This is a genomic window from Synechococcus sp. RS9909, assembly GCF_014279595.1.
In the GTDB taxonomy this organism is placed as follows: Bacteria; Cyanobacteriota; Cyanobacteriia; order PCC-6307; family Cyanobiaceae; genus Synechococcus_C.
In genome coordinates this window covers 520908-546263 of record NZ_CP047943.1, presented here as the reverse complement: position 1 = coordinate 546263, position 25356 = coordinate 520908, and the positions used below count along the sequence as shown (strand labels likewise).

37 protein-coding genes and 1 tRNA gene are annotated in these 25356 nt (G+C 65.0%); 29 read left to right on the top strand and 9 right to left on the bottom strand.

All coding sequences use genetic code 11. From position 1 onward, the window contains the following. On the bottom strand, positions 1-516 hold the full coding sequence (locus tag SynRS9909_RS02680) for a M67 family metallopeptidase (RefSeq protein WP_240307718.1): 516 nt from the start codon (positions 514-516) through the stop codon (positions 1-3). Positions 517-536: 20 nt separating this feature from the next. On the opposite strand from SynRS9909_RS02680, the gene SynRS9909_RS02675 reads away from it, so the two are divergent. Further along, positions 537-923 (top strand): CAAD domain-containing protein, encoded by a 387-nt coding sequence (locus SynRS9909_RS02675; RefSeq protein WP_007100604.1) that lies wholly within the window; start codon positions 537-539, stop codon positions 921-923. A gap of 49 nt (positions 924-972) precedes the next feature. Here the strand turns inward: SynRS9909_RS02675 and SynRS9909_RS02670 are convergent, their stop codons facing one another. Beyond that, entirely contained in the window at positions 973-1908 is a 936-nt protein-coding gene (locus SynRS9909_RS02670; protein WP_116431362.1) for a fructosamine kinase family protein, read from the bottom strand. A gap of 13 nt (positions 1909-1921) precedes the next feature. On the opposite strand from SynRS9909_RS02670, the gene crtD reads away from it, so the two are divergent. Then, positions 1922-3454 (top strand): C-3',4' desaturase CrtD, encoded by a 1533-nt coding sequence (crtD, locus tag SynRS9909_RS02665; RefSeq protein ID WP_007100606.1) that lies wholly within the window; start codon positions 1922-1924, stop codon positions 3452-3454. On the opposite strand, the gene SynRS9909_RS02660 is transcribed toward crtD, so the two are convergent. Beyond that, the gene (locus SynRS9909_RS02660; protein WP_007100607.1) at positions 3414-4343 is read right to left on the bottom strand and encodes a prephenate/arogenate dehydrogenase; all 930 of its coding nucleotides are present in this window, start codon (positions 4341-4343) and stop codon (positions 3414-3416) included. The two genes, crtD and SynRS9909_RS02660, sit on opposite strands and share 41 nt — an antisense overlap. Before the next feature lie 82 nt (positions 4344-4425). On the opposite strand from SynRS9909_RS02660, the gene SynRS9909_RS02655 reads away from it, so the two are divergent. The 3 genes from SynRS9909_RS02655 (at position 4426) to SynRS9909_RS02645 (ending at position 6583) form a co-directional block, all read left to right on the top strand. Further along, positions 4426-5874, top strand: a complete 1449-nt coding sequence (locus tag SynRS9909_RS02655; protein WP_007100608.1) for a hypothetical protein — start codon at positions 4426-4428, stop codon at positions 5872-5874. A 40-nt stretch (positions 5875-5914) separates the two neighbouring features. Further along, on the top strand, positions 5915-6154 hold the full coding sequence (locus tag SynRS9909_RS02650) for a DUF2839 domain-containing protein (RefSeq protein ID WP_007100609.1): 240 nt from the start codon (positions 5915-5917) through the stop codon (positions 6152-6154). A gap of 81 nt (positions 6155-6235) precedes the next feature. Next, positions 6236-6583: a DUF1815 family protein gene (locus SynRS9909_RS02645; protein ID WP_007100610.1), complete on the top strand. Its 348-nt coding sequence runs from the start codon at positions 6236-6238 to the stop codon at positions 6581-6583. Here SynRS9909_RS02645 and recA read toward each other — a convergent pair. The 6 genes from recA to SynRS9909_RS02615 all read right to left on the bottom strand — a co-directional run bounded on the left by recA (position 6572) and on the right by SynRS9909_RS02615 (position 12063). Beyond that, positions 6572-7774 (bottom strand): recombinase RecA, encoded by a 1203-nt coding sequence (gene recA, locus SynRS9909_RS02640; protein WP_038000839.1) that lies wholly within the window; start codon positions 7772-7774, stop codon positions 6572-6574. The two genes, SynRS9909_RS02645 and recA, sit on opposite strands and share 12 nt — an antisense overlap. 130 nt (positions 7775-7904) lie before the next feature. Then, a complete protein-coding gene (locus SynRS9909_RS02635) occupies positions 7905-8681 on the bottom strand; it encodes an HAD family hydrolase (RefSeq protein ID WP_007100612.1) in 777 nt (258 codons plus the stop codon). A gap of 9 nt (positions 8682-8690) precedes the next feature. Next, positions 8691-8762 (bottom strand) — tRNA-Gln (locus tag SynRS9909_RS02630). Positions 8763-8868: 106 nt separating this feature from the next. Further along, a complete protein-coding gene (locus SynRS9909_RS02625; RefSeq protein WP_007100613.1) occupies positions 8869-10512 on the bottom strand; it encodes an AAA family ATPase in 1644 nt (547 codons plus the stop codon). 36 nt (positions 10513-10548) lie between these two features. Further along, positions 10549-11595 carry an LdpA C-terminal domain-containing domain gene (locus tag SynRS9909_RS02620; protein WP_038000842.1) on the bottom strand — a complete coding sequence of 349 codons (1047 nt, stop codon included), beginning with the start codon at positions 11593-11595 and terminating at the stop codon, positions 10549-10551. 6 nt (positions 11596-11601) lie between these two features. After that, positions 11602-12063, bottom strand: coding sequence for an NAD(P)H-quinone oxidoreductase subunit N (locus tag SynRS9909_RS02615; protein WP_007100615.1), 462 nt, complete (start codon positions 12061-12063; stop codon positions 11602-11604). Between the two features lie 382 nt (positions 12064-12445). On the opposite strand from SynRS9909_RS02615, the gene rplC reads away from it, so the two are divergent. From rplC to SynRS9909_RS02495, 24 genes are all read left to right on the top strand, one after another. Further along, entirely contained in the window at positions 12446-13102 is a 657-nt protein-coding gene (rplC, locus tag SynRS9909_RS02610) for a 50S ribosomal protein L3 (protein ID WP_007100616.1), read from the top strand. Then, complete coding sequence (rplD, locus tag SynRS9909_RS02605) at positions 13102-13737, top strand: 50S ribosomal protein L4 (RefSeq protein WP_007100617.1); 636 nt, start codon at positions 13102-13104, stop codon at positions 13735-13737. Before rplC ends, rplD begins: the two co-directional genes overlap by 1 nt. Next, positions 13730-14032 (top strand): 50S ribosomal protein L23, encoded by a 303-nt coding sequence (locus tag SynRS9909_RS02600; RefSeq protein ID WP_007100618.1) that lies wholly within the window; start codon positions 13730-13732, stop codon positions 14030-14032. Before rplD ends, SynRS9909_RS02600 begins: the two co-directional genes overlap by 8 nt. A 15-nt stretch (positions 14033-14047) precedes the next feature. Then, positions 14048-14911 (top strand): 50S ribosomal protein L2, encoded by an 864-nt coding sequence (gene rplB, locus SynRS9909_RS02595; protein ID WP_007100619.1) that lies wholly within the window; start codon positions 14048-14050, stop codon positions 14909-14911. Positions 14912-14946: 35 nt separating this feature from the next. Next, positions 14947-15222 carry a 30S ribosomal protein S19 gene (gene rpsS / locus SynRS9909_RS02590; RefSeq protein ID WP_006042208.1) on the top strand — a complete coding sequence of 92 codons (276 nt, stop codon included), beginning with the start codon at positions 14947-14949 and terminating at the stop codon, positions 15220-15222. 4 nt (positions 15223-15226) lie between these two features. Next, complete coding sequence (gene rplV, locus SynRS9909_RS02585; RefSeq protein ID WP_007100620.1) at positions 15227-15592, top strand: 50S ribosomal protein L22; 366 nt, start codon at positions 15227-15229, stop codon at positions 15590-15592. Between the two features lie 19 nt (positions 15593-15611). Next, on the top strand, positions 15612-16343 hold the full coding sequence (gene rpsC, locus SynRS9909_RS02580) for a 30S ribosomal protein S3 (RefSeq protein ID WP_007100621.1): 732 nt from the start codon (positions 15612-15614) through the stop codon (positions 16341-16343). A gap of 16 nt (positions 16344-16359) precedes the next feature. After that, a complete protein-coding gene (gene rplP, locus SynRS9909_RS02575; RefSeq protein ID WP_007100622.1) occupies positions 16360-16836 on the top strand; it encodes a 50S ribosomal protein L16 in 477 nt (158 codons plus the stop codon). Between the two features lie 2 nt (positions 16837-16838). Then, complete coding sequence (gene rpmC / locus SynRS9909_RS02570; RefSeq protein ID WP_007100624.1) at positions 16839-17048, top strand: 50S ribosomal protein L29; 210 nt, start codon at positions 16839-16841, stop codon at positions 17046-17048. 20 nt (positions 17049-17068) lie between these two features. Further along, positions 17069-17389: a 30S ribosomal protein S17 gene (rpsQ, locus tag SynRS9909_RS02565; RefSeq protein WP_007100625.1), complete on the top strand. Its 321-nt coding sequence runs from the start codon at positions 17069-17071 to the stop codon at positions 17387-17389. Then, complete coding sequence (gene rplN, locus SynRS9909_RS02560) at positions 17386-17751, top strand: 50S ribosomal protein L14 (protein ID WP_007100626.1); 366 nt, start codon at positions 17386-17388, stop codon at positions 17749-17751. The genes rpsQ and rplN overlap by 4 nt, the downstream gene beginning before the upstream one ends. Before the next feature lies 1 nt (position 17752). Further along, on the top strand, positions 17753-18109 hold the full coding sequence (rplX, locus tag SynRS9909_RS02555) for a 50S ribosomal protein L24 (RefSeq protein WP_007100627.1): 357 nt from the start codon (positions 17753-17755) through the stop codon (positions 18107-18109). Positions 18110-18158: 49 nt separating this feature from the next. Further along, positions 18159-18698: a 50S ribosomal protein L5 gene (rplE, locus tag SynRS9909_RS02550; RefSeq protein ID WP_007100628.1), complete on the top strand. Its 540-nt coding sequence runs from the start codon at positions 18159-18161 to the stop codon at positions 18696-18698. An 18-nt stretch (positions 18699-18716) separates the two neighbouring features. Further along, positions 18717-19118: a 30S ribosomal protein S8 gene (gene rpsH / locus SynRS9909_RS02545; protein WP_007100629.1), complete on the top strand. Its 402-nt coding sequence runs from the start codon at positions 18717-18719 to the stop codon at positions 19116-19118. Between the two features lie 15 nt (positions 19119-19133). Continuing rightward, positions 19134-19673 carry a 50S ribosomal protein L6 gene (rplF, locus tag SynRS9909_RS02540; protein ID WP_007100630.1) on the top strand — a complete coding sequence of 180 codons (540 nt, stop codon included), beginning with the start codon at positions 19134-19136 and terminating at the stop codon, positions 19671-19673. Positions 19674-19706: 33 nt separating this feature from the next. After that, positions 19707-20075 (top strand): 50S ribosomal protein L18, encoded by a 369-nt coding sequence (gene rplR / locus SynRS9909_RS02535; RefSeq protein WP_007100631.1) that lies wholly within the window; start codon positions 19707-19709, stop codon positions 20073-20075. 13 nt (positions 20076-20088) lie between these two features. After that, complete coding sequence (rpsE, locus tag SynRS9909_RS02530) at positions 20089-20733, top strand: 30S ribosomal protein S5 (protein ID WP_007100632.1); 645 nt, start codon at positions 20089-20091, stop codon at positions 20731-20733. Between the two features lie 6 nt (positions 20734-20739). Beyond that, positions 20740-21192, top strand: coding sequence for a 50S ribosomal protein L15 (rplO, locus tag SynRS9909_RS02525; protein ID WP_007100633.1), 453 nt, complete (start codon positions 20740-20742; stop codon positions 21190-21192). A 105-nt stretch (positions 21193-21297) separates the two neighbouring features. Further along, positions 21298-22617, top strand: coding sequence for a preprotein translocase subunit SecY (secY, locus tag SynRS9909_RS02520; protein ID WP_007100634.1), 1320 nt, complete (start codon positions 21298-21300; stop codon positions 22615-22617). A 55-nt stretch (positions 22618-22672) separates the two neighbouring features. Beyond that, entirely contained in the window at positions 22673-23230 is a 558-nt protein-coding gene (locus tag SynRS9909_RS02515) for an adenylate kinase (RefSeq protein ID WP_007100635.1), read from the top strand. Positions 23231-23281: 51 nt separating this feature from the next. Continuing rightward, on the top strand, positions 23282-23395 hold the full coding sequence (gene rpmJ / locus SynRS9909_RS02510) for a 50S ribosomal protein L36 (RefSeq protein WP_007100636.1): 114 nt from the start codon (positions 23282-23284) through the stop codon (positions 23393-23395). Positions 23396-23502: 107 nt separating this feature from the next. Continuing rightward, positions 23503-23868 carry a 30S ribosomal protein S13 gene (rpsM, locus tag SynRS9909_RS02505; RefSeq protein ID WP_007100637.1) on the top strand — a complete coding sequence of 122 codons (366 nt, stop codon included), beginning with the start codon at positions 23503-23505 and terminating at the stop codon, positions 23866-23868. A 77-nt stretch (positions 23869-23945) separates the two neighbouring features. Beyond that, positions 23946-24338: a 30S ribosomal protein S11 gene (gene rpsK, locus SynRS9909_RS02500; protein WP_007100638.1), complete on the top strand. Its 393-nt coding sequence runs from the start codon at positions 23946-23948 to the stop codon at positions 24336-24338. A 47-nt stretch (positions 24339-24385) separates the two neighbouring features. Further along, positions 24386-25324, top strand: a complete 939-nt coding sequence (locus tag SynRS9909_RS02495; RefSeq protein WP_007100639.1) for a DNA-directed RNA polymerase subunit alpha — start codon at positions 24386-24388, stop codon at positions 25322-25324. Positions 25325-25356 lie beyond the last annotated feature (32 nt).

Genomic DNA, 25356 nt, shown 5'->3' with positions numbered 1-25356 from the left:
TCAGCTCGCTTCCCCATCAGTGTGTTCGAGCAAGAGTGGCGATGCCGCATCCGCCTCGATCCACCATGCCCCCAACGCGCCCGAGCCACCCAGGATCAGCATCAGGCTCGGCGTCGTCGCCCAGTCAAGATCGCGCCGTGACGGCTCCGGCTCCCCTTCCGGATGGGAATGGGCTGTCCCCAGCACCTGCAGCCCACGGGCGCGGGCCCAGCGCTGCGCATGCAACTGTTCCCGTGGATCCAGAGCGAAGCGATGGCGACGCGTGAGGGAGGCATCGGGCGGCTCCGGCAAGGCGGCCAGGCCAGGGCTCCAGACGTTGCAGCAGGGCCACACCCGATGCACCCGCCAGGTGCTGCGTGTTGATGCACCACCGATGACGAGCGAGCCAAGCAGCAGCGCACAGCCCTCCTCCGGCGCCGGAGCGGCCAGGGTGCGTTTGAGAACGATCAGGCATTGCCGACCGAGGAGCAGCCGTTCTGGCATTTCGGAGAGCCGACCGATACGCTCGGCTGGCATTTTCCACCCGTGATCGTTTCATGAGCGAGGACAGCACCGCGGTGAACGACTCGACGTCTACCGCAACCCCTGAAACCGACACGGCCACCGCTGCTGAGGGCGTCAACTTCAGTGAGCGCTACAGCGAAGTGCTGGGCAAGGTGAATGCCACGCTCGATCAGGTCGACTGGAGCCAAGTGGGTCGCATCGGCAAGATCGTGGGCATTTTCGCGGCGGTGATCGTGGCGCAGATCCTGATCAAGGGCATCCTCGACACCATCAATCTGCTCCCTGTCGTGCCCGGCCTGCTGGAGCTGCTCGGTGTGGTGGTGGTCGGCCAGTGGAGCTGGAAGAACCTCACCACCAGCGAAAAACGTCAGGCCCTGATCAGTCGCGTCCAGACCCTGCGTCAGGACTACCTGGGCTGATCGTCCAGCCCATCCCCAACGCGCCAACCTTCACCACCCGCAGGGCCGTTCACCACGACAGCGCCGGCCGGTGGTGAAGGAAGCGCAGGCACTGCTGCCTGTAGCCACCACCAAACAGGTTGGCATGGTTGAGCCAGTGATAGAGGTTGTAGATCTCCACCCGTTGGTCAGCTCCTGGAGGCAAGGGCCATTCCTGGTGGTAACCGCTGTAGAAGGCTTGCGAAAAGCCTCCGAAGCACCGGGTCATCGCCAGATCCACCTCACGATCGGCCCACCAGCTGGCCGGATCGAAAATCAGGCCTCGACCATCCGCCAGCACGGCCGCATTCCCGCCCCAGAGATCGCCGTGCACCAAGGCAGCGTCAGGCCCATGCCGATCGAGCCGATCCCGCAGCTCGTCGAGCCACGGATCGAGATCAGCCAGCGCCAACCCCCACGACTGGGCCTGCTCCAGCTGGGGCCTGAGTCTTAACTCCACGAACGCCTCACCCCAGCTCTGGCACCAACCGCCGGGTTGATGGCCCAGGCCGATGTAGCCATCCCAGGCCCAGCCGAACCAACCAGCCCCGTTCTCAAGCGAACCCTGCTGCGCCGATCGCCGATGCAGGCGAGCCAGACCGCGCCCGAGCCTCGCCTGGTCGCCCTGGGTGAACCCATGCCAGGAGAGCAGCAGCCAACCACGAGCGGACGTGCCAGCGTCGAACACCAGGGGCTCCGGCACCCACAGGTCGGTGGGATCGAGATGACGATGCAAGGCCTGCAGACCACGCTGCTCCGCCTTGAGCATCGAAGGGTCACCGGCTTTGGCGAACAGCAGGCGCCCATCGCTGAGCTGCAGCTGATAGGCCTGCTGACTGCAGCCGCCACCCACCGGCTGAAAACGCTGCAACCGGGCGCCTGCAGCCAACTGGGGCTGGCGATCCAGCAGTTGCTCCAACTCCGCCTGCACCCGAACCGGCCGCCACTGCTGCCAACATGCCCCCATGGAGCCAGCGCCCATGGAGCCAGCACAAGACGTGGTTGTGATCGGCGGCGGAATCGCCGGTCTGACGGCCACAGCGCTCCTGGCCCGCCATGGCCTGCGGGTCACCCTGCTGGAGGCCCATCACCAGCTCGGTGGCTGTGCCGGCACCTTCCGGCGTGGCCCCTACACCTTTGATGTGGGTGCCACCCAGGTGGCCGGGCTGGAGCCGGGGGGCAGCCATGCGCGAATCCTGGCCCACCTGGAGCTGGCCTTGCCCGCCGCCGAACCGCTCGATCCCGGCTGCGTGGTGGACCTGGCCGATGGCACGGAACCGATCCGGCTCTGGCGCCAGCCAGAGCGCTGGAAGCAGGAACGGGAGTGGCACTTTCCAGGCAGCGCACCCTTCTGGGCGCTCTGCGAACGGCTGCATCGCAGCAACTGGGCCTTCGCCGTCCAAGATCCGGTGCTGCCGGTCCGCTCCGGCTGGGATCTGCTCCAGACCCTGGGAGCGATCGGGCCCGGCAACCTCGCCAGTGCACCCCTGAGCCTGCTCAGCGTGGCGGATCTGCTCCGACTCAGTAGCTGCCAGCACCACGAGCGGCTGCGTCGCTTTCTCGATCTGCAATTGCGGCTCTACTCCCAGGAGCCGGCGGCGCGCACGGCGGCTCTGTATGGCGCCACGGTGCTGCAGATGGCCCAGGAGCCCCAGGGACTCTGGCATCTTCAGGGCTCCATGCAGACCCTGAGCGATCAGTTGGCCACCGCCATCAGGCGCGATGGCGGCACCCTGCTGCTGCGCCATCGGGTGGTGGCCCTGGAGCGCCATCCGGCGCGGGGTGCCTGGCAGGTGCGGGCGCAACGCGCCAACGGCGACACCCTGAACCTGGAGGCCGCCGATGTGGTGTGCAGCCTGCCGCCCCAGTGCCTGCCCAGCCTGATCCCGGCGGTCTCCGCTGGCGGCAGCCGCGACCCGATGCCCCCCTCCTATCGGCGCCATCTCAAGCACTTGAACGCCCCCAGCGGCGCCCTGGTGCTGTATGCAGCCGTCTCCCGTTCGTCGCTCCCAGCCGACTGCCCCGCCCATCTCCAGCGCGATGGCAACACGCCTGGATCGCTGTTTGTGTCGGTGAGCCGAGAGGGCGATGGACGCGCTCCCCAGGGCGAAGCCACCCTGATTGCCAGCGTGTTCACCGATCCCGACAGCTGGTGCGACCTAGCCGATCCCGAGTACCGGCAACGCAAGCAGGACGTGCAACAGACGATCGTGACCACCCTCCAGGACTGGCTCGGTATCACCCCGGAGCAGTGGCGGCATCAGGAGCTGGCCACGCCCCGCTCCTTTGCCTTCTGGACCGGCCGCCCCCGAGGCATCGTGGGCGGTCTTGGTCAGAGCCCGGCACGCTTCGGTCCGTTCGGCCTGGCGAGTCGCACCCCGGTGGCCAATCTCTGGCTCTGCGGCGACGCGATCCACCCAGGCGAGGGCACGGCGGGCGTCAGCCTTTCGGCCCTGATGGCCTGTCGGCAGCTCACAGCCCAGCGCGGCCTGCCGCTGGAGCTGAAGCACTGATGCCAGCCCCGTCAGCCTCGAGGAAGGCGGGCCTGAGGGCGCGGGTGTGCTCCAGTTCCCGCTCCAGCTGCGCCCAGTTCCCCGCGAGGATGGCTCCCTCCAGCTGCTCCAGGCTCCAGCGATAGGCCGCCAACCCCCGCAGCACCGCGTCGGTGTTGCGGGCGGCCATCGCCGTCCCGAGCGCGGGGTTGCCCGCTCCCACCCGGGTGGTGTCGGCAAAACCACTCGATGCGAGTTGGCAAGCCAGCTCCCGCACGGACGGATCCCGCTCCGAACCGGCTGCGCGCAGAAGCGCCGCACTCACCAGCACGGGCACATGGGAGATCAGCGCCACGGCCTGGTCATGGCAGGGGGCCGTGGCCGTGAGCCAGTGACTGCCCAGGGCACGCGCCAGTTGCGCCACCAGCGCAAGCGCCTCGGCGTCGGTGGCCAGCTCCGGCGTGGCGACCCAGGGGCGACCACGGAACAGCCCAGACAGGCCCGCATCCACTCCGGACTCAGCGGTTCCCGCCATCGGATGGCTGGCCACGAAACGGCGATGCCGATCACGCCAGACCTCCAGCACCGGGGCCTTGACCGACGCCACATCCGTGACCACCGCATGCGGCGGCAAGGCCGCCACGAGCCCGGGATCGGGATCGAGAAGAGACTCGATCGGCAACGCCAGAATGATCAGCTCGCAGTCGCGCAGAATCGCCGGATCGGTGCTCACCTGGTGCACCAGATGCCGCTCCATGGCCCGTTCGGCCGTGGAAGAACGATGCACCAGACCGACAACCTGACAACCCAGGGCCTGCAGATCCAGCCCGAGAGAGCCCCCGATCAGGCCCAAGCCAACGATGCCGACTGCTGCGGGGAGCTTCGGGACATCGGCCACCTGCTGCTGCATCGCTGTGCCACAAGGTTGTTCCATGTTCGTTGACGGATCAGCCTGAACCGTTCGAACCCAGGACGATGCCTAGGCTCCATCAATGCTGGAAGCCCGCGCCCATCAGCAGCTGAAAACCCTGCTGCAACACGACCGGGTCGCCTGGCCGCACCACCTCACCCTGAGTCGCCTGATCGCCCGCAGCGTGCGGCGCGGCGATCGCGCCTTGATCCAGCTGACACCCGGCAGTGAAGAGCAGTGGTGGCTGGGCCTGCTGGTGCCCCTCTGCCTGCAGCGCCACCGCTGCGTGTTGGTGCTGGAAGCCGACCAGCGCCGTCGGCTGCTGCAGGTGGAGCGTCCCAGGTTGCGGGAGGCCGGGCTGCATCTCCCCTGCTGGCAAGGCCTGGAGCCACCGGATGGCGAGCAGTTGTGGCTGCTCACCACGCAGGAGCTGGTGCAGGCCCATCGCCAGGGACAGCTCCACAACGACCACCTGCTGCTGATTCCCGACGCGGATCAACTCAGCCACCGACTGCGCCAGGCGTTGGCCCTGACCCTCCAGAGCCAAGACTGGGAACGGCTGCGGCAAGCCCACCCGAATGCCGATGCCAGCCTGCTGGATCTGCACGACCGCCTGAGCAGGCAGGTGTTTCGCCAGGCCACGCGCCGGGATGCGACGGTGCGGCTGGAGAGCGGGCAGCTGCAGGCGCTGCGCGATCTTCTGACCGTGCTCCATCCCCTGCCCGCCCCATGGGATCGCGTGCTGAAGGCGGATCCGAGCCACTGGGCCTGCTGGGCTGACCTCGACCACCGCCTGCTGCAATGGCGCTGGCAACTGCAGATGCTCGAACCGCTGCGGCAGCACCAAGGCCTGCTCAACCAACGGGCGGCGATCCTGATCAGCAGCGCCGGCGAGTCTGCTCCGCTACAGACCGAACTCAACGATGCCGGCTTCGACGCCGAGGTGGTGGTGCGACTGCGGGAACCGACGCTGCTCGAACCCCTGCCCCTCTTCGCCCCCCGCCGTCAACCCCTCCCGAACACCGAAGTGTTCGCTCAGCACCTGCTGGAGCAATCGCGCCGACTGATTCTCGGTCGCGCCGGCCTCACCGTGATCCTTCTCGACGACAACCGTCTGCGCCAACGCCTCACCAGCGAACTGGCCTCTGAATTCGGCAGCCGGGTGATCGAAGCCGCCACCGCCCCCGAAGCCAATGGCGTGATCTGCTGCCGTTGGAGCTGGTGGCTGCAGCATCAGACCCAACTGCCGCCACCAGAACAGCTGATCATCGCCCTGCTGCCGATCGCCAGCCTGGAGGCACCACTGACTGCAGCACGGGTCGAAGCGCTGAAACGGCAGGGCCGCGACTGGTTCCGTGACCTCCTGCTGCCGGAGGCCCTCAGTCTGCTGGCTCCGGCGGTCGCCCCCCTGCGCCGCAGTGGAGGTCGCCTGGCGGTACTGGATGGCCGACTGCGAGGGCGCAGCTGGGGCGAACAGGTCTTCAGCGCCCTGCAGCCCTGGACGCCCCTGCATCGACTGCTTCCCGATTGAGTCGCTTCTAGGCTCCGACAGTTCCGCCCTTCGCGACCGCATGGGAGAAGCACGCCGCCGCGCCAGCCAAGGACTTCCGCCCCGTCGTCCCCGGCCTGACCCTGCAGAGGCGGAACGGGTCGTCTCGTGGCTGCCCCTCAGCAAAGGGCAGACCCGCCAGTTCATGGCGGTGACCACCCGCGGCGCCTGGATCGGCATCGGTGCGCTGGTGCTGTTCTGGGTGATGGTGCGCTTCATCGGCCCAGCCGCGGGCTGGTGGACCCTGGCTGACATGCCCTGATCGACCGGAACCGCGAATCCGAACACAACTGCGAAACCTGAAGAAAACATTTAAGATTCATGGGACTCCTCGGTGGTCACCATGTTTCCTCGGCTCGCCCAGCAATACCGCTCCGTGGTTCAGGATCTCGTGATGAGTCTTCAGGCTCTGGCATCCAGCCTGAAAAAACGCGGGATCACCGCCACCTGCTACGTCTGCGATGACGGCCGCGACGACCATGGCGCCTCGTTTGTCGCCGACCTCGGCGACGGGCACATGGTGCGCTTTCTCGTGTCGGACTTCGGCATCAGCTGGGTGGAATCCCGCAACGGCCGCGAACTGGTGAAATTGGAAGGCGCGGAAGCCATTCAGGAACTGCAGCGTGTCACCCAGTTCCTGCAGGCTCCCTTCGCCGAGGCAACAGCTGCCGCCGCCAGCTCAGGCAGCTGACGAGGCAGCGCCCGGCTTGTTTGCGGCAGCCGGTTTGTCATTGCTAGCCGCAGACGGTGCAGACGTCGCCGCTGCCGAGGTCGCCGCTGCCGAAGACGCTTGGCTGGCGGCACTGCGCGCTGCCGCAGCGAGGGGACGCATCGAATTGGCGGTCACTTCGGAACCTTCCGTGAGTTTCTGACGCACCAGGGCTTCGATCGCGTCCTTCGCGTCCGGGTTCTGCTCCAGCCAGCCGATGGTGTTGTCGCGGCCCTGCCCGATGTTGTCGCCCTCGTAGCTGTACCAGGCCCCCTTGCGAATCACCACACCGGTTTCCTCCGCCAGATCGAGCAGGCAACCAAGGGTGCTGATCCCACGGCCGAAAAGGATGTCGAACTCGGCGATGCGGAAGGGTGGCGCCACCTTGTTCTTCGCCACTTTCACCTTCGCGCGGATCCCGTATTCCTCAGTGCCGCGCTTGAGCGTCTGAATGCGACGAATATCCAGGCGCACCGATGCATAGAACTTGAGGGCATTCCCGCCGGTGGTCGTTTCCGGATTGCCGTAGGTGACGCCGATCTTGAGTCGCAACTGGTTGAGGAAAATCACCGTGCAACCGGATTTGCCAATGTTGCCGGTGATCTTGCGCATCGCCTGGCTCATCAGGCGGGCCTGGCTGCCCACAGCCAGATCGCCCATCTCACCCTCAATCTCGGCCCGCGGCGTGAGGGCCGCCACCGAGTCGACCACGACGATGTCGACAGCCGCGGATCGCACCAGCTGATCGACAATCTCCAGGGCCATCTCGCCGGTGTCGGGCTGGGAGACGAGCAGGTTCTCGATGTCGACGCCCAGGGAGGCGGCGTACACCGGATCCAGAGCATGCTCCGCATCCACGAAGGCGGCCACACCACCACGGCGCTGCACCTCGGCGATCGCATGGAGCGTCAGCGTGGTCTTACCGGAGCTTTCCGGTCCATACACCTCAACCACACGCCCCTTCGGATAGCCGCCACCGAGGGCGAGATCCAGGGTGAGGGCACCGGTGGGAATGGTCTCAACCCGCATCCGGGACGCATCCCCGAGGCGCATGATCGACCCCTTGCCGAAATTGCGCTCGATCTGACCGAGCACAAGATTCAGCGCTTTGTCGCGCTCACCTGGACGGGGGTCGGAGCCGGAGGCGGGAGAAGCTTTCACGTCGAGTGGCATGGATGCAAACGGTAAGGGGCTGACAGACGCTGAGACCAGGTGCCGTGACAGCACTGGAAGCGCCGGACAGACCATCCAGTGCCCCGCCGAACGCCATCCGTCTCATGTAGTACAAACGTACGTTAACGAATCAGGCCCAGGTCGCCAAGGGGGCCGCAAAGCGATCCGGTTCGAGCAGGTCAATGCCGCGCGGCAGCCCCTGCCGGTCGGACGGCCGCAGATAGCCCCAACTGGCCAGAAAACAGGGCAGGGCCTCCAGGCCGGCGGTGCCGCGCACGGTTTCGAGCGTCGCCCGTCGATCCTCCACAAAGCCACGCAAGCGCCAGGCCTCCTGCAACTGCAACAGCACCTGCGGCTTCGGGCCGGCCTCATGGCCGAGAAGGCGGGCCGGTTGCAGGGCAAAGGCCTGCAACAACTCGGCCGTGAATGCCGCCCCCTTGGTGGTGAGCACGGCCCAGTCCACCCCCTCCTCCGCCAGATGGCGCAGCCGATCCACCACACCGGGAAAAGGGCGATGGCGCCCCAGCCAGGCGGCACGATCGTTGGCGATCGCCTCACGGCGCACCGCTTCAAGCGCCTCCTGCAACTGGAGCGAACTCCAACCCCGCTCCTCAAGCGCCAGCGCTGTCTGCCGGTCGTAGTCGGCCGCGTAAGCCTCTGCGCCCCGCCGGCGCAAAGGGCTTTCCGCTTCGAGCAGCTGGGCGGCGATCAGGACCATCTCCCAGCCATGGTGTACCCAGGGGCGCAACTGGCGAAAGAGCGACGGCACGGCCGAAGGGAGCCCCCCTGCTGATGCCTGGCTGAGCTGCAGGTAAGCGCCGCGGGCCGCCCACCAGTACTCCTCCATGCCATCAACGATGACACCGTCGAAATCGAAGACCAGGAGGGAAGGCCTGGAGATGCTCATCGGAAAAAACTGGGCCGCTAGGATTCGAACCTAGGAATGGCGGGACCAAAACCCGCTGCCTTACCACTTGGCGACGGCCCAACGTTCCAGGTCGGCTGATGCCTGCTGGCGCGCTGACTTGCGTTCAGATAGTTACCCACAGCGGAGTGACCTTCGTCAATCCATTGGTGAGCTCACCGGCACGGAGTCAGGGCGGAAACACCCGCAGACGCTGCTGATCAGCCCGGCCGAACACATCGCTGCGCAGCCGGTAGCGGGCCACCAGATCCGCCTGCATGCGCCGGACATCCTCCGTGCGGGGCAACAGCTCCACCGGCCGCCCCTGAGGCACCACCACCCGCTCAACCGCCAGGCGGCATTCCTCCAGAGCCGCCAGGGCATCGGCCTGATCCTCAGAAACGGCAGGGGGCTCGGCACCCGCTCGCCGCGACAACAACCGCTCCAGCGCCCGCTCCACCTGAGGCAGCGTGTCGGCCTTGATCACCAGGATCGGCACCCGAGCCTCCCGGGCCTGACGGCGCAGCCCCGGTTGACGGCCCAGGCCCTGGCGCACGCTGAGCACCACATCGGCCTCGGCCAGGTCGTCAACCAGACGCACCGGCCAGCGATGGCGACGGCTCGCCTCCTCCACAAGCCGAGGGGTCAAGCCGCAGCAGAGCACCTGCAGAGCATCCTCCGCAGGCGAGACGGAATCCACGGCTTCCGGGAGGGATGTCGCCACAGGATCCGGTGTGGGCACAGCGGCGAGTTGAGGCGCCGCAGCATGGGCCTGACGGAGCTGCCGCATCGGCCTCGCGCGGGGGCGGCTGGCCCCGATCACCGGGTCAGGCGACTCCACCAGCTGAACGGAGCCGTCGGCCGCAAGGGAGCGCTCCTGAGGCCGGGGCGTCTGACCGCGCAGCAGCAGATCCACCGTGCGTCCCACATCGGCATGCACGGCCCAGCGATGGCGGCTGTGCATCTCCACCGCCAGGGGAAAGGTGGGTTCAGCGGCGCGCTCCAGCACGGTTTTCTGACTGCGGCGACGGCGGGCCTCCTCATCGCCAAGCGTGACCGATTCGATGCCACCCACCAAATCGCAGAGGGTGGGGTTCTTGATCAGATTGGCGAGGGCATTGCCATGGGCGGTGGCCACCAGCATCACGCCACGCTCCGCGATCGTGCGGGCCGCCTGAGCTTCGAGTTCCGTGCCGATTTCATCGATCACGATGACCTCGGGCATGTGATTCTCCACGGCCTCGATCATCACCTGATGCTGCAACTCCGGGCGCGCCACCTGCATGCGCCGGGCCCGACCGATCGCCGGATGGGGAATATCGCCATCGCCTGCGATCTCGTTGCTGGTGTCAATCACCACGACCCGCTTCTCCAGCTCATCAGCGAGGACACGGGCGATCTCCCGAAGGGCGGTGGTCTTACCCACCCCGGGACGGCCCATCAACAGCAACGACTGTCCACTGTCGAGCAGGTCGCGCACCAGGGCCACCGTGCCGAACACGGCACGACCGACCCGGCAGGTCAGGCCGACCACATCACCGCGACGATTCCGGATCGCACTGATCCGATGCAGTGTGCGCTCAATGCCGGCCCGATTGTCAGCACCGAACTGACCCAGGCGTTCCACCGTGCTCTGAAGATCCTCCCTGGTGAGGCAGCGTTCGCCCAGCGCCAGGGAGCGGCCCGGATAGCGGGCTTCCGGGACCCGACCCAGATCGAGCACCACTTCAAGCAGCTGGTCGCGGCGCGCCTCGGGTTGCAACGCTTCACCCACATCCGCCGGCAGCAGCGCCAGCAGACGGTCCAGGTCATCGGTGATCCGCTCGGTGCTCATGCCCTTCTCCGGCCAGTCCCCGGCCTTAACAGCCTTTTAGCAGGCTTTCGCACCCGAAGGCCGCTGCAACCAGGGGCGGATCAGCGCCCTGGCCCGCTGCAGCGCGACGGACCATCCCTCCGGCCAGTCCCGCAGCCGTTGACCACGCCGTTCGGCCTCCTGCAGCAGCGGTTGCAACAGGGCGCGGGCCATGCCCCCGAAGGCCACCCCTGCAGGCCCACCTTCGGGGCTGGTGGGCAGCAGATCGATGGTGGCCGCGTTCGTGCCCCCGGCCAACTGGAGCGGCCCGGGGGGCGCCAGTGGACGCAACTGATTCCACAGACGCACCGCGGCACGGGCCGTTCCCGCACCGACATCACCACGCATCGGGCGGCCGTCGAGCTGCCAGAGCGGGCGCTGAGCCCTGGCCCGCAAGGCGGCATGACGACTCCAGAGCTCCCGCGACAGGTCGGCAACCGTGCAGTGATGCCCCTCAAGACCGCAGCTGACCGCCAGACGCCTCAGGGGAACCGTCGCAGCGCCGATGGCGGCGAGCGTCGCTTCGAAGGCCTCGGCCCGGCCGGGTGCGGTGTGAATCTCCAGGGCATCCGGCCTGAGCTCTCGCAGCAGGGCGGTCAGCCCATCCCTGCCGATTCGATGCTCCCGGGTCTCGATCAGCCCCAGAGGACAAGCAGGCAAACATCGACCACAGCCATAACAGAGGCTGGGTGCCACCCCTGCATCTGGGCTGATCGCCATCGCCGGGCAGACCCGCTCGCAGGGCCTGGAGCAATCGGGCGGGCAGCGCTCCGGCACAAAGAACGCCTTGCGGAAGTGGGGATCCTGACCATCGCTGATGCTCACCATCAACCAGGGACGATGGGCCTGACGCTCTTGCGCCCAAGCCAACCCTGCCCTGGCGGCATGGACCACGGCGGGATCGGCACCGACATCCACACAGTGCACCCCCGCCATGGCGTACACAGCACAGAGATCGGCGATCGCAGGCAGATCCTGGTTGCTGGCCCCGCAGATCAACTTGACCCAACGCCCCTGGCTCAGAGCGCGTTCGGCGGCATCCGCCGACAACGCCGGAGCGGTCACAGGGGCTCAGGCTCCGAGCAGGGTGGCCAGAGGCTCCCAACGCAGACTTCTGGCACCGCCCATCTCCACCACCACCTTGAGACGGTGCTCCCGCTGCGTCAGGGCACACAGCGACAGCAGTTCCGAACGTGACAGCACCTGTCCCTCCAGAAGCCAGAGCACAACGGGCTGGTCTCCGAGCAGCCGCTCACCGAGCCAGGGCATCACCTCGTGCACCTCACCAACCGCGGCACCACGTCCGACGCTCTGATGCCCCAGGTGGGGAGGTCGCACACCATGCTTTTGAAAGAGATAGATCTCAGGATCCCCGAGGCCCCGTGCCGACGTGAGGAGTGTGCGGTACCCAGCAGCGCGAAGACGGCGCAGCAAGCGGGTTTCCGCCCCACCCTCGAGCGGCGCATGCACGGCCATGCAGCCTTCCGACTCAAGCTCGCGCCGGAAGCCACGACCGGAGAGCAGCAGCGGCATGGAACCGAACCAACTGCGGCCAGTGTGGCAGCAGAGATGAGACTTCTGAAGTGGAGGCAAGCTGTGGTGTAGTGTTTTTGTTTGCTTCGCGCTTCTGTGCCCGTCCGCTAGCCGGGCCTCCAGAACGTGTCGCAGGTCCGGCGATTGCGCCGGATCCCCAGGCCAGAGCAATGGTTCAGACGATTACGTCGGAAGCGTTGCCGGGAAACTGACCGGTTCCACCGGCCAAGTCCCAGCCAGCTGATTCGCTCGCTAGCCCCATTCCGGATGTGCGCCTCATTGAAGGCGATCACCACTCCGGCCATGACTGCGTCACTTCGATCAGCGCCCCTGGCCACCATCCACCTGGATGGAGGTTGTTCACGCTGGCGTTTCTACCCCCATGTCCATCGGCATCCTTGGGAAGAAGCTGGGTATGTCCCAGCTCTTCGACGAGCAAGGCAAAGCCGTCCCGGTCACCCTGATCGAGGCGGGACCTTGCCGCATCACCCAACTGAAAACAACTGAAACGGACGGCTATGCGGCCGTTCAGATCGGCTTCGGCGACACCCGCGAGAAGCTGGTCAATAAACCCGCCAAGGGTCATCTCGCCAAATCAGGCGAGGAGCTGCTGCGCCACCTGAGCGAGTACCGCGTTGACGATGTCGCCGGCCTCGAACTCGGTGGGGCGATCACCGTTGGTGATTTCGAAGCCGGTCAGAAGGTGGACGTGAGTGGCGACTCCATGGGCCGCGGTTTCGCGGGCTATCAGAAACGTCACGGCTTCAGCCGTGGCCCGATGACGCACGGTTCCAAGAACCATCGCGAACCGGGTTCGACAGGCGCCGGCACAACACCGGGTCGCATCTATCCCGGCAAGCGCATGGCCGGCCGCTACGGCGGCAAAAAAATCACCACCCGTGGGCTCACGATCCTGAAGATCGACAGCGAGCGCAATCTGCTGGTGGTGAAAGGGTCGGTGCCGGGCAAACCCGGTTCGCTCCTGAACATCCGGCCCGCCAACCGTGTGGGCGCCAAGCCCGCAACTGGAGGTAAGTGATGGCCACATGTGTTGTCCGTGACTGGCAGGGCAAGGACGCCGGCAAGGCGAGCCTCGACCTGAAGGTGGCAAAAGAGTCCACTGCCACCGATTTGATGCACCGCGCCGTCCTGCGCCAGCAGGCCCACATGCGTCAGGGCACCGCCAGCACCCTCACGCGAGCGGAAGTTCGCGGTGGTGGTCGCAAGCCCTACAAGCAGAAAGGCACCGGTCGCGCTCGTCAGGGTTCGATTCGCACCCCCCTGCGCCCCGGTGGTGGCATTGTCTTCGGTCCGAAGCCTCGCAGCTACAACCTGGCGATGAACCGCAAGGAGCGGCGCCTGGCCCTGCGCACAGCCCTGATGGCGCGCTTTGAGGCCATCACCGTGGTGAAGGATTTCGGCGCTTCCCTCGACGTGCCGAAGACCCGAGAGATCAGCGATGCCCTGGGTCGTCTCGGCATTGCCGCCGACAGCAAGGTGTTGATCATCCTCTCGAACCCCTCCGAGGTCGTGCGCCGCTCGGTGCGCAACCTCGACAAGGTGAAGCTGATCGCCGCCGACCAACTCAACGTCTTCGATCTCCTCAACGCCCAGGCGTTGGTGGTGGGTGAAGACGCTCTCGCAACGATTCAGGAGGTCTACGGCGATGACTGAGCGCTTCACCGAACGTCTGGCCGATGTGATTCGCCGCCCGCTGATCACTGAAAAAGCCACCCGTGCCCTGGAACTAAACCAGTACACCTTTGAGGTGGATCACCGTGCGGCCAAGCCCGACATCAAAGCTGCGATTGAGCAGCTCTTCGATGTGAAGGTCACCGGCATCAGCACCATGAATCCGCCTCGCCGCAGTCGCCGCGTTGGTCGCTTCGCCGGCAAACGCGCCCAGGTGAAGAAGGCGGTGGTGCGCCTGGCCGAGGGCAACTCCATCCAACTCTTCCCTGAGTCCTGAGGGGTCTGAAACGTCATGGCAATTCGTACTTTCCGCCCCTATACGCCCGGAACCCGCACCCGGGTCGTCACCGACTTCAGTGAAGTCACCGGCCGCAAGCCGGAACGGTCCCTGGTGGTGTCCAAGCACCGCCGCAAGGGTCGCAACAACCGCGGTGTGATCACCTGCCGTCATCGCGGCGGCGGTCACAAGCGCCTCTATCGCACCGTCGATTTCCGGCGCAACAAGCACGGCGTGCCCGCCAAGGTGGCCGCCATCCATTACGACCCCCACCGGAATGCGCGGTTGGCTCTGCTCTTCTACGCCGACGGCGAGAAGCGCTACATCCTTGCTCCGGCGGGTGTGACCGTGGGCCAGACCGTGGTCTCCGGTCCGGAAGCACCGATCGAGAACGGCAACGCCATGCCGCTTTCGGCGGTTCCCCTCGGTTCCAGCGTGCACTGCGTCGAGCTCTATGCCGGTCGCGGTGGCCAGATGGTGCGAACCGCTGGCGCCAGTGCCCAGGTGATGGCCAAGGAAGGCGACTATGTCGCTCTCAAACTGCCATCCACCGAGGTTCGGCTGGTCCGACGGGAGTGCTACGCCACCCTCGGCGAAGTGGGCAACTCGGAGATCCGCAACACCAGCCTGGGCAAGGCCGGTCGTCGTCGCTGGCTGGGTCGTCGTCCCCAGGTGCGCGGCAGTGTGATGAACCCTTGCGACCACCCCCACGGTGGTGGTGAAGGCCGGGCCCCGATCGGCCGTTCCGGCCCGGTGACCCCCTGGGGCAAACCCGCTCTTGGTCTCAAGACCCGCAAGCGGAACAAGCCGAGTAACAAGTTCGTCCTCCGGAAGCGTCGCAAGACGTCCAAGCGGAGCCGTGGCGGACGCGACTCCTGATGCACATCACCGTTTTGCCGTTCGCCTAACCCGCCATGGGACGTTCACTCAAAAAAGGCCCTTTCATCGCCGACAGCCTGCTTCGCAAGGTTGAAAAGCAAAATGCCGCCGACGACAAGTCGGTGATCAAAACGTGGTCTCGGGCCTCCACGATCCTGCCGATGATGATCGGCCACACCATTGCCGTTCACAACGGCAAAACCCACGTGCCGGTTTTCGTGACCGAGCAGATGGTGGGTCACAAGCTGGGGGAATTTGCCCCCACCCGCACCTTCAAGGGCCACATCAAAGACAAGAAAGGAGGCCGCTGAGACCATGACAACGTCATCCCCAACGGCTCCCACCGCCCGGGCCCATGGCCGCTTCATCCGCGGTTCGGTGTCCAAGGTGCGCCGTGTCCTCGATCAGATCCGCGGTCGCAGCTATCGCGACGCGCTGATCATGCTCGAGTTCATGCCCTACCGCTCCACCGGCCCGATCACCAAGGTGCTGCGGTCGGCGGTCGCCAACGCCGAGCACAACCTGGGCCTGGACCCCTCCACGCTGGTGATCGCCCAGGCGAGCGCCGACATGGGCCCGTCCATGAAGCGGTATCGGCCCCGCGCCCAGGGTCGCGCCTACGCGATCAAGAAGCAGACCTGCCACATCAGCATCGCTGTGGCAGCTCCGACCGACTCCTGACCCCCGAGCACACCGACTGATGGGACACAAAATCCATCCAACCGGCTTACGCCTGGGGATCACCCAGGAGCACCGGTCACGCTGGTACGCCTCCAGCCGCAATTATCCGACCCTTCTTCAAGAAGATGATCGGATTCGCAAGTTCATCCACAAGAAGTACGGCGCCGCCGGCATCAGCGAAGTGCTGATCGCCCGCAAAGCCGACCAGCTCGAAGTGGAACTGAAAACCGCACGCCCTGGCGTGCTGGTGGGCCGCCAGGGCAGCGGCATCGAGGAGCTGCGCAGCGGCATCCAGAAAACCGTGGGTGATCTGAGCCGTCAGGTGCGGATCAACGTGGTGGAAGTGGAGCGTGTGGACGCCGACGCCTTCCTGCTGGCCGAGTACATCGCCCAGCAACTGGAGAAGCGCGTGGCCTTCCGCCGCACCATCCGCATGGCGGTGCAGCGGGCGCAACGGGCTGGCGTGCTCGGCCTGAAAATTCAGGTGAGCGGTCGCCTGAACGGCGCCGAAATCGCCCGGACCGAGTGGACGCGTGAAGGGCGCGTGCCGCTGCACACCCTGCGTGCCGACATCGACTACGCCACCAAAGTGGCCAGCACCACCTATGGGGTGCTGGGCATCAAGGTGTGGGTCTTCAAAGGGGAAGTGCTGGGGGATGAAGCCCGTCAGCAACTGCCGGTGGGCGCAACCCCACGGCGGCGGGCCGGTCGCAGGCCCCAACAGTTCGAAGACCGCTCCAACGAGGGTTGAACAGGAGGCCTGAACCATGCTGAGTCCAAAACGCGTCAAATTCCGCAAGCAGCAGCGCGGCCGCATGCGCGGCGTCGCCACCCGAGGCAACACGATTGCCTTCGGTCAGTTCGCACTGCAGGCCCAGGAGTGCGGCTGGATCACCTCGCGCCAGATCGAGGCCAGTCGTCGCGCCATGACCCGCCACGTCAAGCGTGGCGGCAAGATCTGGATCCGGATCTTCCCCGACAAACCGATCACGATGCGCCCCGCCGAAACCCGCATGGGCTCCGGTAAGGGCAACCCGGAATTCTGGGTGGCTGTGATCAAGCCGGGGCGGGTGCTGTTTGAAATGGGTGGTGCGGAAATCACCGAATCCATCGCCCGGGAAGCCATGCGCCTGGCGCAATACAAGCTGCCCGTGAAAACCAAGTTCATCTCCCTGGACGACCAGGAGAGCGCCGCCTCAGGCAGTGATGCCAAGGCTGCGTCCAGCGCAACCGTGGAGGCCTGACGATGGCACGCCCTAATGCATCCGAGCTGCGCCAGCTCACCGACGCAGACATCACCGAACAGATCAATGGCCTGCGCCGCGAGCTGTTCGACCTGCGCTTTCAGCAAGCCACGCGCCAGCTGACCAACACGCACCGTTTCAAGGAAAGCCGCATCAAGCTGGCCCAGTTGTTGACGGTGCAAGCGGAGCGCCAGCGCTCCGCCGCTTCCTGATCCCCTAAGGAGAACCAGACATGGCAACCAAGGAAAGGGTCGGCACCGTCGTCAGCGACAAGATGGACAAAACGGTGGTGGTGGCGGTGGAGAACCGCTTCCCCCATCCCATCTACAAGAAGACGGTGAGCCGCACCACCCGTTACAAGGCTCACGACGAAGACAACAGCTGTCGCGTCGGCGACCGGGTTCGGATCACCGAGACCCGCCCGCTCAGTCGCCACAAGCGCTGGGCCATCGCCGAAGTGCTCAGCCACAGTGCCAAGGCGGAAACGGAAGCCGCCAAGGCCGAAGCCAGTGCCGCCAGGGCCGAAGCCGCCCAAGAGGAGGTGTCGAAGTGATTCAGCAGGAAACATTCCTCACCGTCGCTGACAACAGTGGCGCCAAACGCATCCAGTGCATCCGCGTTCTGGGCAGCAACCGTCGCTACGCCCACGTGGGCGATGTGATCGTGGCCGCCGTCAAGGACGCCATGCCCAACATGGGCGTGAAAAAGTCGGATGTGGTCAAGGCTGTGGTGGTGCGCACCAAAGCCACCCTGCGTCGCGACACGGGCAACTCGATCCGTTTCGATGACAACGCAGCGGTGATCATTAACGCCGACAACAATCCTCGCGGAACCCGCGTCTTCGGTCCTGTGGCGCGTGAGCTGCGCGAGCGCAACTTCACCAAAATCGTCTCCCTCGCCCCGGAGGTGATCTGAGATGGCAACAGCAACTCCCAAATCCAGCAGCAGCCAGCGCATCAAGATGCGGCTGCGCAAAGGCGACACCGTGCAGGTGATCTCCGGCAAGGACAAGGGCAAAACAGGTGAAGTGCTCCGCACCCTGCCCTATGAAAACCGTGTCGTGGTCCAGGGCATCAACCTGCGCACCCGTCACGTCAAACCCACCCAGGAGGGTGAGTCTGGCCGGATCGTCACGGAAGAAGCGTCTCTGCACGCCTCCAACGTGATGCTGTATTCCACCAGCCAGAAGGTCGCCAGCCGTGTCGAGATGGTGACCGAAAAAGACGGCACCAAAAAACGTCGTCTCAAGAAAACCGGCGAAGTGATCGATTGATCACCCGTCCCGTCTTCTGACCAAGCCCAGAAGTCCCCTATCCCCAGCCATGTCACTCAAACAGCGCTACCGGGAGACCATTCAGCCCAAATTGCTGAAGGATCTGAGTCTCTCCAACATCCATGAAGTTCCCAAGGTGGTGAAGGTCACCGTCAACCGGGGACTCGGCGAAGCCGCCCAGAACGCCAAGGCCCTCGAAGCTTCGGTGAGCGAATTGGCACAGATCACCGGCCAGAAAGTGGTGGTCACCCGTGCCAAGAAAGCGATCGCCGGTTTCAAGATCCGCCAGGGCATGCCGATCGGCTGTGCTGTGACCCTGCGCGGTGAACGGATGTATGCCTTCCTGGAGCGTCTGATCAACCTGGCGCTGCCCCGGATCCGCGACTTCCGCGGCGTCAGCCCCAAGAGTTTCGACGGACGTGGCAATTACACCCTGGGGGTGAGGGAACAGATCATCTTCCCGGAGATCTCCTTCGACAAGATCGACGCCATCAGGGGCATGGACATCACCATCGTGACCACTGCCCGCACGGATGAAGAGGGCCGGGCCCTCCTCCGCGAGATGGGAATGCCATTCCGCAGCAACTGAGCCCCCCTCGGACCCACCATGGCCAACCACGACCCTATTTCCGACATGCTCACTCGCATTCGCAATGCGAGTGAGAAGCGTCACCAATCCACCAAAGTTCCGGCCTCCCGGATGTCCCGCAGCATCGCCAAGGTGTTGCAACAGGAAGGCTTCATCGCTGAAATCAGTGAGGAAGGCGAGGGTGTTCAAACCCATCTCGTCCTTGAACTCAAGTACAGCGGCAAGCACCGCCAGCCCACGATTCGCTCCATGCAGCGCGTCAGCAAGCCTGGTCTACGCATCTACAAGAACACCCGAGGCCTGCCCAAGGTGCTCGGTGGCCTTGGGGTGGCGATCATCTCCACCTCCAAAGGTGTGATGAGCGACCGCGATGCCCGTAAACAGGGTGTGGGCGGTGAAGTGCTCTGCTACGTCTATTGATCCGGAGCCAGAACTATGTCTCGTATCGGTAAATCCCCCATCCCCATTCCCGACAAGGTGAGCGTGAGCCTCGATGGACTCGCCGTCACCGTGAAGGGCCCGAAGGGCGAACTCAAACGCACCCTGCCCGATGGTGTGACCATCAGCCAGGTAGAGAACACCCTGGTTGTGGCTCCCAGCAGCGAGAAGCGCAAGTCACGGGAACGGCATGGCCTCTGTCGCACCCTGGTGGCCAACATGGTCGAGGGCGTGAGCACCGGCTTCACGAAAAAGCTGGAGATCGTCGGCGTGGGTAACCGCGCCCAGGTGAAAGGCAAAACCCTCGTGGTCAGCGCCGGCTACAGCCATCCGATCGAGATGGTTCCGCCCGAAGGCATCACGTTTGCGGTGGAGAACAACACCAACGTCACCGTGTCCGGCAGCGACAAGGAGCTGGTGGGCAACGAGGCCGCCAAGATTCGCGCCATCCGTCCACCCGAGCCTTACAAGGGCAAGGGCATCAAATATGCGGGCGAGCGCATCCTGCGCAAGGCCGGTAAGTCGGGCAAGAAATAAGCCCCTGCCAGATCACCTTCCGCAACCCTCACCATGTCAACCTCCTCCCGCAAACAGCAGACGCAAAAGCGCCACCGGCGCCTGCGTCGTCATCTCAGCGGTTCCGCCGATCGTCCCCGGCTGGCGGTGTTCCGCTCCAACAATCACATCTACGCCCAGGTCATCGACGACGAGGCCCAGAGCACCCTCTGCTCCGCTTCAACGCTCGACAAGGATCTGCGCACCAGCCTCAAGGCCGATGGCAGCAGCTGCGATGCTTCCATTGCCGTCGGTGAGCTGGTGGCCAAGCGTGCCCTCGCCAAAGGAATCCAACAGGTGGTCTTCGATCGCGGCGGCAACCTGTATCACGGTCGGGTGAAAGCCCTGGCCGACGCCGCCCGGGAAGCGGGCCTGCACTTCTGACCCTGCTCTCACCATGACCGAATCAACCCCCCAGACCAACCCCAACGACATCCCGGCGGCGTCCGATGTTCCTGCAGCGGCAGAAGGCCAGCAGGAGCAGCGCCGTGGTGGTGGCCGGGGCGACCGCGACCGCCGTGGTGGCGGCCGTCGCGGCGATCGCCGGAACCAGGAGCGTGACTCCGAATGGCAAGAACGCGTTGTGCAGATCCGCCGCGTCTCCAAGACCGTGAAAGGCGGTAAGAAAATGAGTTTCCGCGCCATCGTCGTGGTCGGCAACGAGCGCGGTCAGGTGGGCGTCGGTGTCGGCAAGGCCGGTGATGTGATCGGTGCCGTGCGCAAGGGCGTGGCCGACGGCAAGAAGCATCTGGTCAAGGTGCCCCTCACCCGCCACAACTCCATCCCCACCCTGTCCAATGGTCGCGATGGTGCGGCCAGCGTGCTGATCCGCCCCGCCGCTCCCGGTACCGGCGTGATTGCGGGCGGCTCGATCCGCACGGTGCTGGAACTGGCTGGCATCAAAAACGTGCTGGCCAAACGGCTCGGCAGCAAAACCCCCCTCAACAACGCCCGGGCTGCCATGGTGGCCCTCGAAGCGCTCCGCACCCACAAGGAGACCGCCAAGGAACGGGGGATCTCCCTCGAGCAGATCTATTCCTGATTCCCGATGACCCTCCGACTCGACTCTCTCCAGGCCAACAAAGGCGCGCGACGCCGCAAACTGCGCAAAGGCCGTGGCATTGCCGCAGGCCAGGGCGCCAGCTGCGGCTTCGGCATGCGTGGCCAGAAATCCCGCTCCGGTCGTCCCACCCGTCCCGGTTTTGAGGGTGGCCAGATGCCCCTCTACCGCCGGGTGCCCAAGCTGAAGCACTTCCCCTTGGTGAACCCCAAGTTCTTCACGGTGGTGAATGTCTCGGCCCTCAACGAGCTCAAAGCCGGCAGCACCGTCAACCTCGACTCCCTGGTCAAGGACGGCATCGTCACCAGCCCGAAGCATCCCCTCAAGATCCTCGGCAACGGTGAACTCAAGGCCAAACTCACCGTGCAGGCTGCGGCCTTCACCGCCTCCGCCCGCGCCAAGATCGAAGCCGCCGGTGGCAGCTGTGAACTGCTCGACTGAGGCCGCACCGCAGTCGTCAGTGCAGATCTAAGGTCTGAGCCGTCCGCGGAACTACGGTCTGCGGACGGCTTTTTGGCATTCAGCCCACTCCACATCCATTCATCCATGTTCGTCAGTCGGGGACGCAATCCCAGCGCCGGAGAGGTGATCACCCAGCTGGTGCAGAACAGGGAATTGCGCAGCCGGGTGCTCACCACGCTCGGCCTGCTCATGCTGGTGCGCCTCGGGATCTACATCCCCATGCCGGGCATCGACCGGGTCGCCTTCCAGCAGTTTCTGCAGCAGGGAGGGCAGTTGATCGGCTTCCTCGACATCTTCACCGGGGGCGGCATCTCGACCCTGGGCGTCTTCGCCCTGGGCATCCTGCCCTTCATCAATGCCTCGATCATCCTGCAACTGCTCACCGCAGCCCTGCCCCAACTCGAGGATCTCCAGAAGAATGAGGGGGAAGCGGGCCGACGCAAGATTGCTCAGATCACCCGGTATGTGGCCCTGGGCTGGGGCCTGATCCAGAGCATCGTGTTCGCGATGATCCTGCGGCAGTACGCGGTGGAGGGTCTCAGCGACACCGTGTTCGTCGTGCAGACCGCCCTGGCGCTCGTGACAGGCTCGATGGTGGTGATGTGGCTCAGCGAAGTGATCACCGAACGGGGCATCGGTCAGGGCGCCTCCCTGGTGATCTTCCTCAACATTGTGGCCACCCTGCCCCAGGCCCTCGGAGCCACGATCGAGAAAGCGCAGACCGGTGACCGCAACGATGTGGTGGGCATCATCGTGCTGGTGCTCGTGTTCCTGGTCACGATCGTGGGGATCATCTTTGTGCAGGAGGGAGCCCGACGCCTGCCGATCGTGAGTGCCAAACGCCAGGTGGGTGGCACAGCCCTGCTGCCCAGTCGCCAGAGCTATCTGCCCCTGAAGCTCAATGCCGGTGGCGTGATGCCGATCATCTTTGCCTCCGCGCTGATCTTCCTGCCACTCACGATCGCCAACGTCACCAAAAACCCGCTCCTGATCAGAGCCGCCAGTGCCCTCAATCCGAGCGCGGCCAATCCCTGGCCCTATGCCCTGCTCTTTTTCGCCCTGATCCTCGGCTTCGCCTATTTCTACGCCTCACTCACCGTCAATCCCACCGACATCGCCAGCAACCTCAAGAAAGGAGGCGTCGCCATTCCAGGCGTACGCCCCGGCAGCGCAACGGCGGCTTACCTCTCTGGCGTCCAGAACCGACTCACGTTGCTGGGTGGTCTGTTTCTTGGGGCGGTGGCCATCATTCCGTCGGCCGTCGAAAGGGCCACGGGCGTCACCACCTTCCAGGGCCTTGGGGCCACGTCCTTGCTGATCCTGGTGGGCGTGGCGATCGACACCGCCAAGCAGGTGCAGACCTATGTGATCTCACAGCGTTACGAAGGCCTCGTGCGCCAGTGACCCCCGCCTGGCCCACCAGGCAGCCGCATCCATTTCCAGAATTCTCGTCTCGACCATGAAGCAACGGCTCCTCTTCCTCGGCCCTCCCGGCGCCGGCAAGGGCACCCAGGCGGCCCGACTGTGTGCCGCCCATGGCATGCAGCATCTCTCCACCGGCGATCTGCTGCGCTCGGAGGTGGCCGCCGGAACCGCCCTAGGACAGGAAGCTGAAGCGGTGATGAACCGCGGCGAACTGGTGAGTGATGCGCTGGTTTTGGCGATCGTGAAAGGCCAGCTCGGCCGCCTCAGCACAGGCGGTTGGCTGCTCGACGGATTTCCTCGCACGGTGGCCCAGGCGGAAGCCCTCACCCCGCTGCTGGCGGAACTCCAACAACCCCTCGAAGCGGTGCTACTCCTCGAGCTCGATGATGCCGTGCTGATCGAGCGCATGCTGGCGCGCGGCCGGGCCGATGACACCGAAGCCGTGATCCGCCATCGGCTGGAGGTCTACCGGGAGAAAACAGCACCCCTGATCGACTTCTACCGTCAACAGGGTCTGCTCTGCTCGGTGGAAGCGCAGGGCAGCATCGAGGCGATTACCAAGCGGATTGAAGCCACCCTTCAAGGGGCTTGATCAGGTCGTTGTGATAGGTTAGCTGTTTGGAATTTTGGAGAGCCACACCCCATGAAGGTGCGCGCCTCGGTCAAGAAAATGTGTGAGAAGTGCCGTGTGATTCGCCGCCACGGCCGGGTCATGGTGATCTGCACCAACCCCAAGCACAAGCAGCGTCAGGGCTGAAGCCCAGCTGCTGGACTGATGGCTGATTCACAGCCGCAGATCCCACCCCAGCCCCAACGGATCCGCCCACAGGGCGGACCTTTCTGTCCCCCTCGTTTGATCGCTCAGTGGCAAGGATTGCTGGTGTCGACATTCCCCGCGACAAGCGGATCGAAGTCGCCCTCACCTACATCTACGGAATCGGACCCACCCGGGCCCGCACCATCCTCTCCAAGACCGGTGTCAATCCCGACATCCGCGTCAAGGATCTCGATGACGGAGATGTGCAGAAACTGCGCGGTGCCACTGAGGCCTACACCATCGAGGGTGACCTGAGACGACAGGAGGGCATGGCCCTGAAGCGCCTTCAGGACATTGGTTGTCTGCGCGGTCGTCGTCACCGCATGAGCCTTCCGGTTCGCGGTCAACGCACCCGCACCAACGCCCGCACGCGCCGTGGTGCCCGCAAGACCGTCGCCGGCAAGAAGAAGTAATCCGCAGAGGCTGAGTCTTCCTCCGACTCGGATCTGCTGTCTGTCATCCCCTCCCACCCGTCTCCAGGCCCCAGCCCATGGCCAAACCCGCCAAAAAATCAGGCCCAAAGAAGGCCAAGCGCAACGTCCCCAACGGTGTTGCCCATATCCAGAGCACCTTCAACAACACGATCGTGTCGATCACCGACACCACCGGTGAGGTGATCTCCTGGTCCTCCGCCGGAGCCAGCGGCTTCAAAGGTGCCCGTAAAGGCACCCCCTTCGCCGCCCAGACCGCTGCCGAAGCCGCGGCACGTCGTGCTCTCGAGCAGGGCATGCGACAGATCGAAGTGCTGGTGCGCGGCCCCGGCTCAGGTCGTGAAACTGCCATCCGGGCTCTGCAGGTGGCCGGCCTGGAAATCACGCTCATCCGTGATGTCACCCCCTTGCCCCACAACGGCTGCCGTCGTCCCAAGCGTCGCCGCGTCTGATCGACGTTTCATCACCAGGCTTCCCTCGCTCTTCACCGCTACAGACCGTGCTGCAATACCAGATTGACCGTATCGAGCATCAGATCTCTGATGATCGCGCTCAGACGGGTGTGTTCCTGATCGGTCCGCTGGAACGCGGCCAGGCCACCACCCTGGGCAATGCCCTGCGCCGTGTGCTGATGGGTGGCCTGGAGGGCAGTGCGGTGACCGCGGTGCGCATCGCTGGGGTCAACCACGAGTACGCCACCGTGCCCGGGGTGCGGGAAGACGTCCTCGACATTCTGCTCAATTGCAAGCAATTGAGCGTCAACAGCCGCACCAGCGAGCTGGAGATCGGCCGCCTGGTGGTGGCCGGCCCCGCTGAAGTGAAAGCTCGCGATCTGCAGTTTTCCTCCCAGGTGCAGGTGGTGGATCCGGAGCGGCCGATTGCCACGGTCAGCGACGGGCACAGCCTCGAACTGGAAGTGCATGTCGAGCGCGGCATCGGTTACCGCCCGGTGGATCGTCACAACGAAGACACCAGCGCGATCGATTTGCTTCAGATCGATGCCGTGTTCATGCCGGTGCAGCGGGTCAACTTCTCGATTGACGAAACGGCTGTCGCTGAGGGTGGCTCCGCCCGGGAACGTCTCCGCATGGAAGTGGTCACCGATGGGTCGATCACTCCCGACGATGCGATCGCCCAGGCGGCCAATCTTTTGATTGAGCTGTTCCAACCCCTGGCCACCGTCACCATGGTGGAGGAGCCGGGCCTGGAGCCGGAACCTTCGGCTGAGGCGCAGATTCCTCTTGAAGAACTCAACCTCTCCGTTCGGGCTTACAACTGCCTGAAGCGTGCTCAGGTCAATTCCGTCTCTGATCTGATGGGCTTCAGTTACGAAGACCTTCTGGAGATCAAAAACTTCGGCTCCAAGTCGGCCGATGAAGTGATCGAAGCGCTGGAGCGCATCGGCATCTCCATCCCTCAGAGCCGCACCAGCGCCTGACCCCCATCCCGTTTTCTCCCCTCCCAGCGCCT

What these genes read in the sequence shown, in the direction of transcription:
- SynRS9909_RS02680 (WP_240307718.1), bottom strand. Translation starts at nt 516, where the DNA reads ATGCCAGCCGAGCGTATCGGTCGGCTCTCCGAAATGCCAGAACGGCTG.
- SynRS9909_RS02675 (WP_007100604.1), top strand. Translation starts at nt 537, where the DNA reads ATGAGCGAGGACAGCACCGCGGTGAACGACTCGACGTCTACCGCAACC.
- SynRS9909_RS02670 (WP_116431362.1), bottom strand. Translation starts at nt 1,908, where the DNA reads ATGGGGGCATGTTGGCAGCAGTGGCGGCCGGTTCGGGTGCAGGCGGAG.
- crtD (WP_007100606.1), top strand. Translation starts at nt 1,922, where the DNA reads ATGGAGCCAGCACAAGACGTGGTTGTGATCGGCGGCGGAATCGCCGGT.
- SynRS9909_RS02660 (WP_007100607.1), bottom strand. Translation starts at nt 4,343, where the DNA reads ATGCAGCAGCAGGTGGCCGATGTCCCGAAGCTCCCCGCAGCAGTCGGC.
- SynRS9909_RS02655 (WP_007100608.1), top strand. Translation starts at nt 4,426, where the DNA reads ATGCTGGAAGCCCGCGCCCATCAGCAGCTGAAAACCCTGCTGCAACAC.
- SynRS9909_RS02650 (WP_007100609.1), top strand. Translation starts at nt 5,915, where the DNA reads ATGGGAGAAGCACGCCGCCGCGCCAGCCAAGGACTTCCGCCCCGTCGT.
- SynRS9909_RS02645 (WP_007100610.1), top strand. Translation starts at nt 6,236, where the DNA reads ATGTTTCCTCGGCTCGCCCAGCAATACCGCTCCGTGGTTCAGGATCTC.
- recA (WP_038000839.1), bottom strand. Translation starts at nt 7,774, where the DNA reads ATGCCACTCGACGTGAAAGCTTCTCCCGCCTCCGGCTCCGACCCCCGT.
- SynRS9909_RS02635 (WP_007100612.1), bottom strand. Translation starts at nt 8,681, where the DNA reads ATGAGCATCTCCAGGCCTTCCCTCCTGGTCTTCGATTTCGACGGTGTC.
- SynRS9909_RS02625 (WP_007100613.1), bottom strand. Translation starts at nt 10,512, where the DNA reads ATGAGCACCGAGCGGATCACCGATGACCTGGACCGTCTGCTGGCGCTG.
- SynRS9909_RS02615 (WP_007100615.1), bottom strand. Translation starts at nt 12,063, where the DNA reads ATGCCGCTGCTGCTCTCCGGTCGTGGCTTCCGGCGCGAGCTTGAGTCG.
- rplC (WP_007100616.1), top strand. Translation starts at nt 12,446, where the DNA reads ATGTCCATCGGCATCCTTGGGAAGAAGCTGGGTATGTCCCAGCTCTTC.
- rplD (WP_007100617.1), top strand. Translation starts at nt 13,102, where the DNA reads ATGGCCACATGTGTTGTCCGTGACTGGCAGGGCAAGGACGCCGGCAAG.
- SynRS9909_RS02600 (WP_007100618.1), top strand. Translation starts at nt 13,730, where the DNA reads ATGACTGAGCGCTTCACCGAACGTCTGGCCGATGTGATTCGCCGCCCG.
- rplB (WP_007100619.1), top strand. Translation starts at nt 14,048, where the DNA reads ATGGCAATTCGTACTTTCCGCCCCTATACGCCCGGAACCCGCACCCGG.
- rpsS (WP_006042208.1), top strand. Translation starts at nt 14,947, where the DNA reads ATGGGACGTTCACTCAAAAAAGGCCCTTTCATCGCCGACAGCCTGCTT.
- rplV (WP_007100620.1), top strand. Translation starts at nt 15,227, where the DNA reads ATGACAACGTCATCCCCAACGGCTCCCACCGCCCGGGCCCATGGCCGC.
- rpsC (WP_007100621.1), top strand. Translation starts at nt 15,612, where the DNA reads ATGGGACACAAAATCCATCCAACCGGCTTACGCCTGGGGATCACCCAG.
- rplP (WP_007100622.1), top strand. Translation starts at nt 16,360, where the DNA reads ATGCTGAGTCCAAAACGCGTCAAATTCCGCAAGCAGCAGCGCGGCCGC.
- rpmC (WP_007100624.1), top strand. Translation starts at nt 16,839, where the DNA reads ATGGCACGCCCTAATGCATCCGAGCTGCGCCAGCTCACCGACGCAGAC.
- rpsQ (WP_007100625.1), top strand. Translation starts at nt 17,069, where the DNA reads ATGGCAACCAAGGAAAGGGTCGGCACCGTCGTCAGCGACAAGATGGAC.
- rplX (WP_007100627.1), top strand. Translation starts at nt 17,753, where the DNA reads ATGGCAACAGCAACTCCCAAATCCAGCAGCAGCCAGCGCATCAAGATG.
- rplE (WP_007100628.1), top strand. Translation starts at nt 18,159, where the DNA reads ATGTCACTCAAACAGCGCTACCGGGAGACCATTCAGCCCAAATTGCTG.
- rpsH (WP_007100629.1), top strand. Translation starts at nt 18,717, where the DNA reads ATGGCCAACCACGACCCTATTTCCGACATGCTCACTCGCATTCGCAAT.
- rplF (WP_007100630.1), top strand. Translation starts at nt 19,134, where the DNA reads ATGTCTCGTATCGGTAAATCCCCCATCCCCATTCCCGACAAGGTGAGC.
- rplR (WP_007100631.1), top strand. Translation starts at nt 19,707, where the DNA reads ATGTCAACCTCCTCCCGCAAACAGCAGACGCAAAAGCGCCACCGGCGC.
- rpsE (WP_007100632.1), top strand. Translation starts at nt 20,089, where the DNA reads ATGACCGAATCAACCCCCCAGACCAACCCCAACGACATCCCGGCGGCG.
- rplO (WP_007100633.1), top strand. Translation starts at nt 20,740, where the DNA reads ATGACCCTCCGACTCGACTCTCTCCAGGCCAACAAAGGCGCGCGACGC.
- secY (WP_007100634.1), top strand. Translation starts at nt 21,298, where the DNA reads ATGTTCGTCAGTCGGGGACGCAATCCCAGCGCCGGAGAGGTGATCACC.
- SynRS9909_RS02515 (WP_007100635.1), top strand. Translation starts at nt 22,673, where the DNA reads ATGAAGCAACGGCTCCTCTTCCTCGGCCCTCCCGGCGCCGGCAAGGGC.
- rpmJ (WP_007100636.1), top strand. Translation starts at nt 23,282, where the DNA reads ATGAAGGTGCGCGCCTCGGTCAAGAAAATGTGTGAGAAGTGCCGTGTG.
- rpsK (WP_007100638.1), top strand. Translation starts at nt 23,946, where the DNA reads ATGGCCAAACCCGCCAAAAAATCAGGCCCAAAGAAGGCCAAGCGCAAC.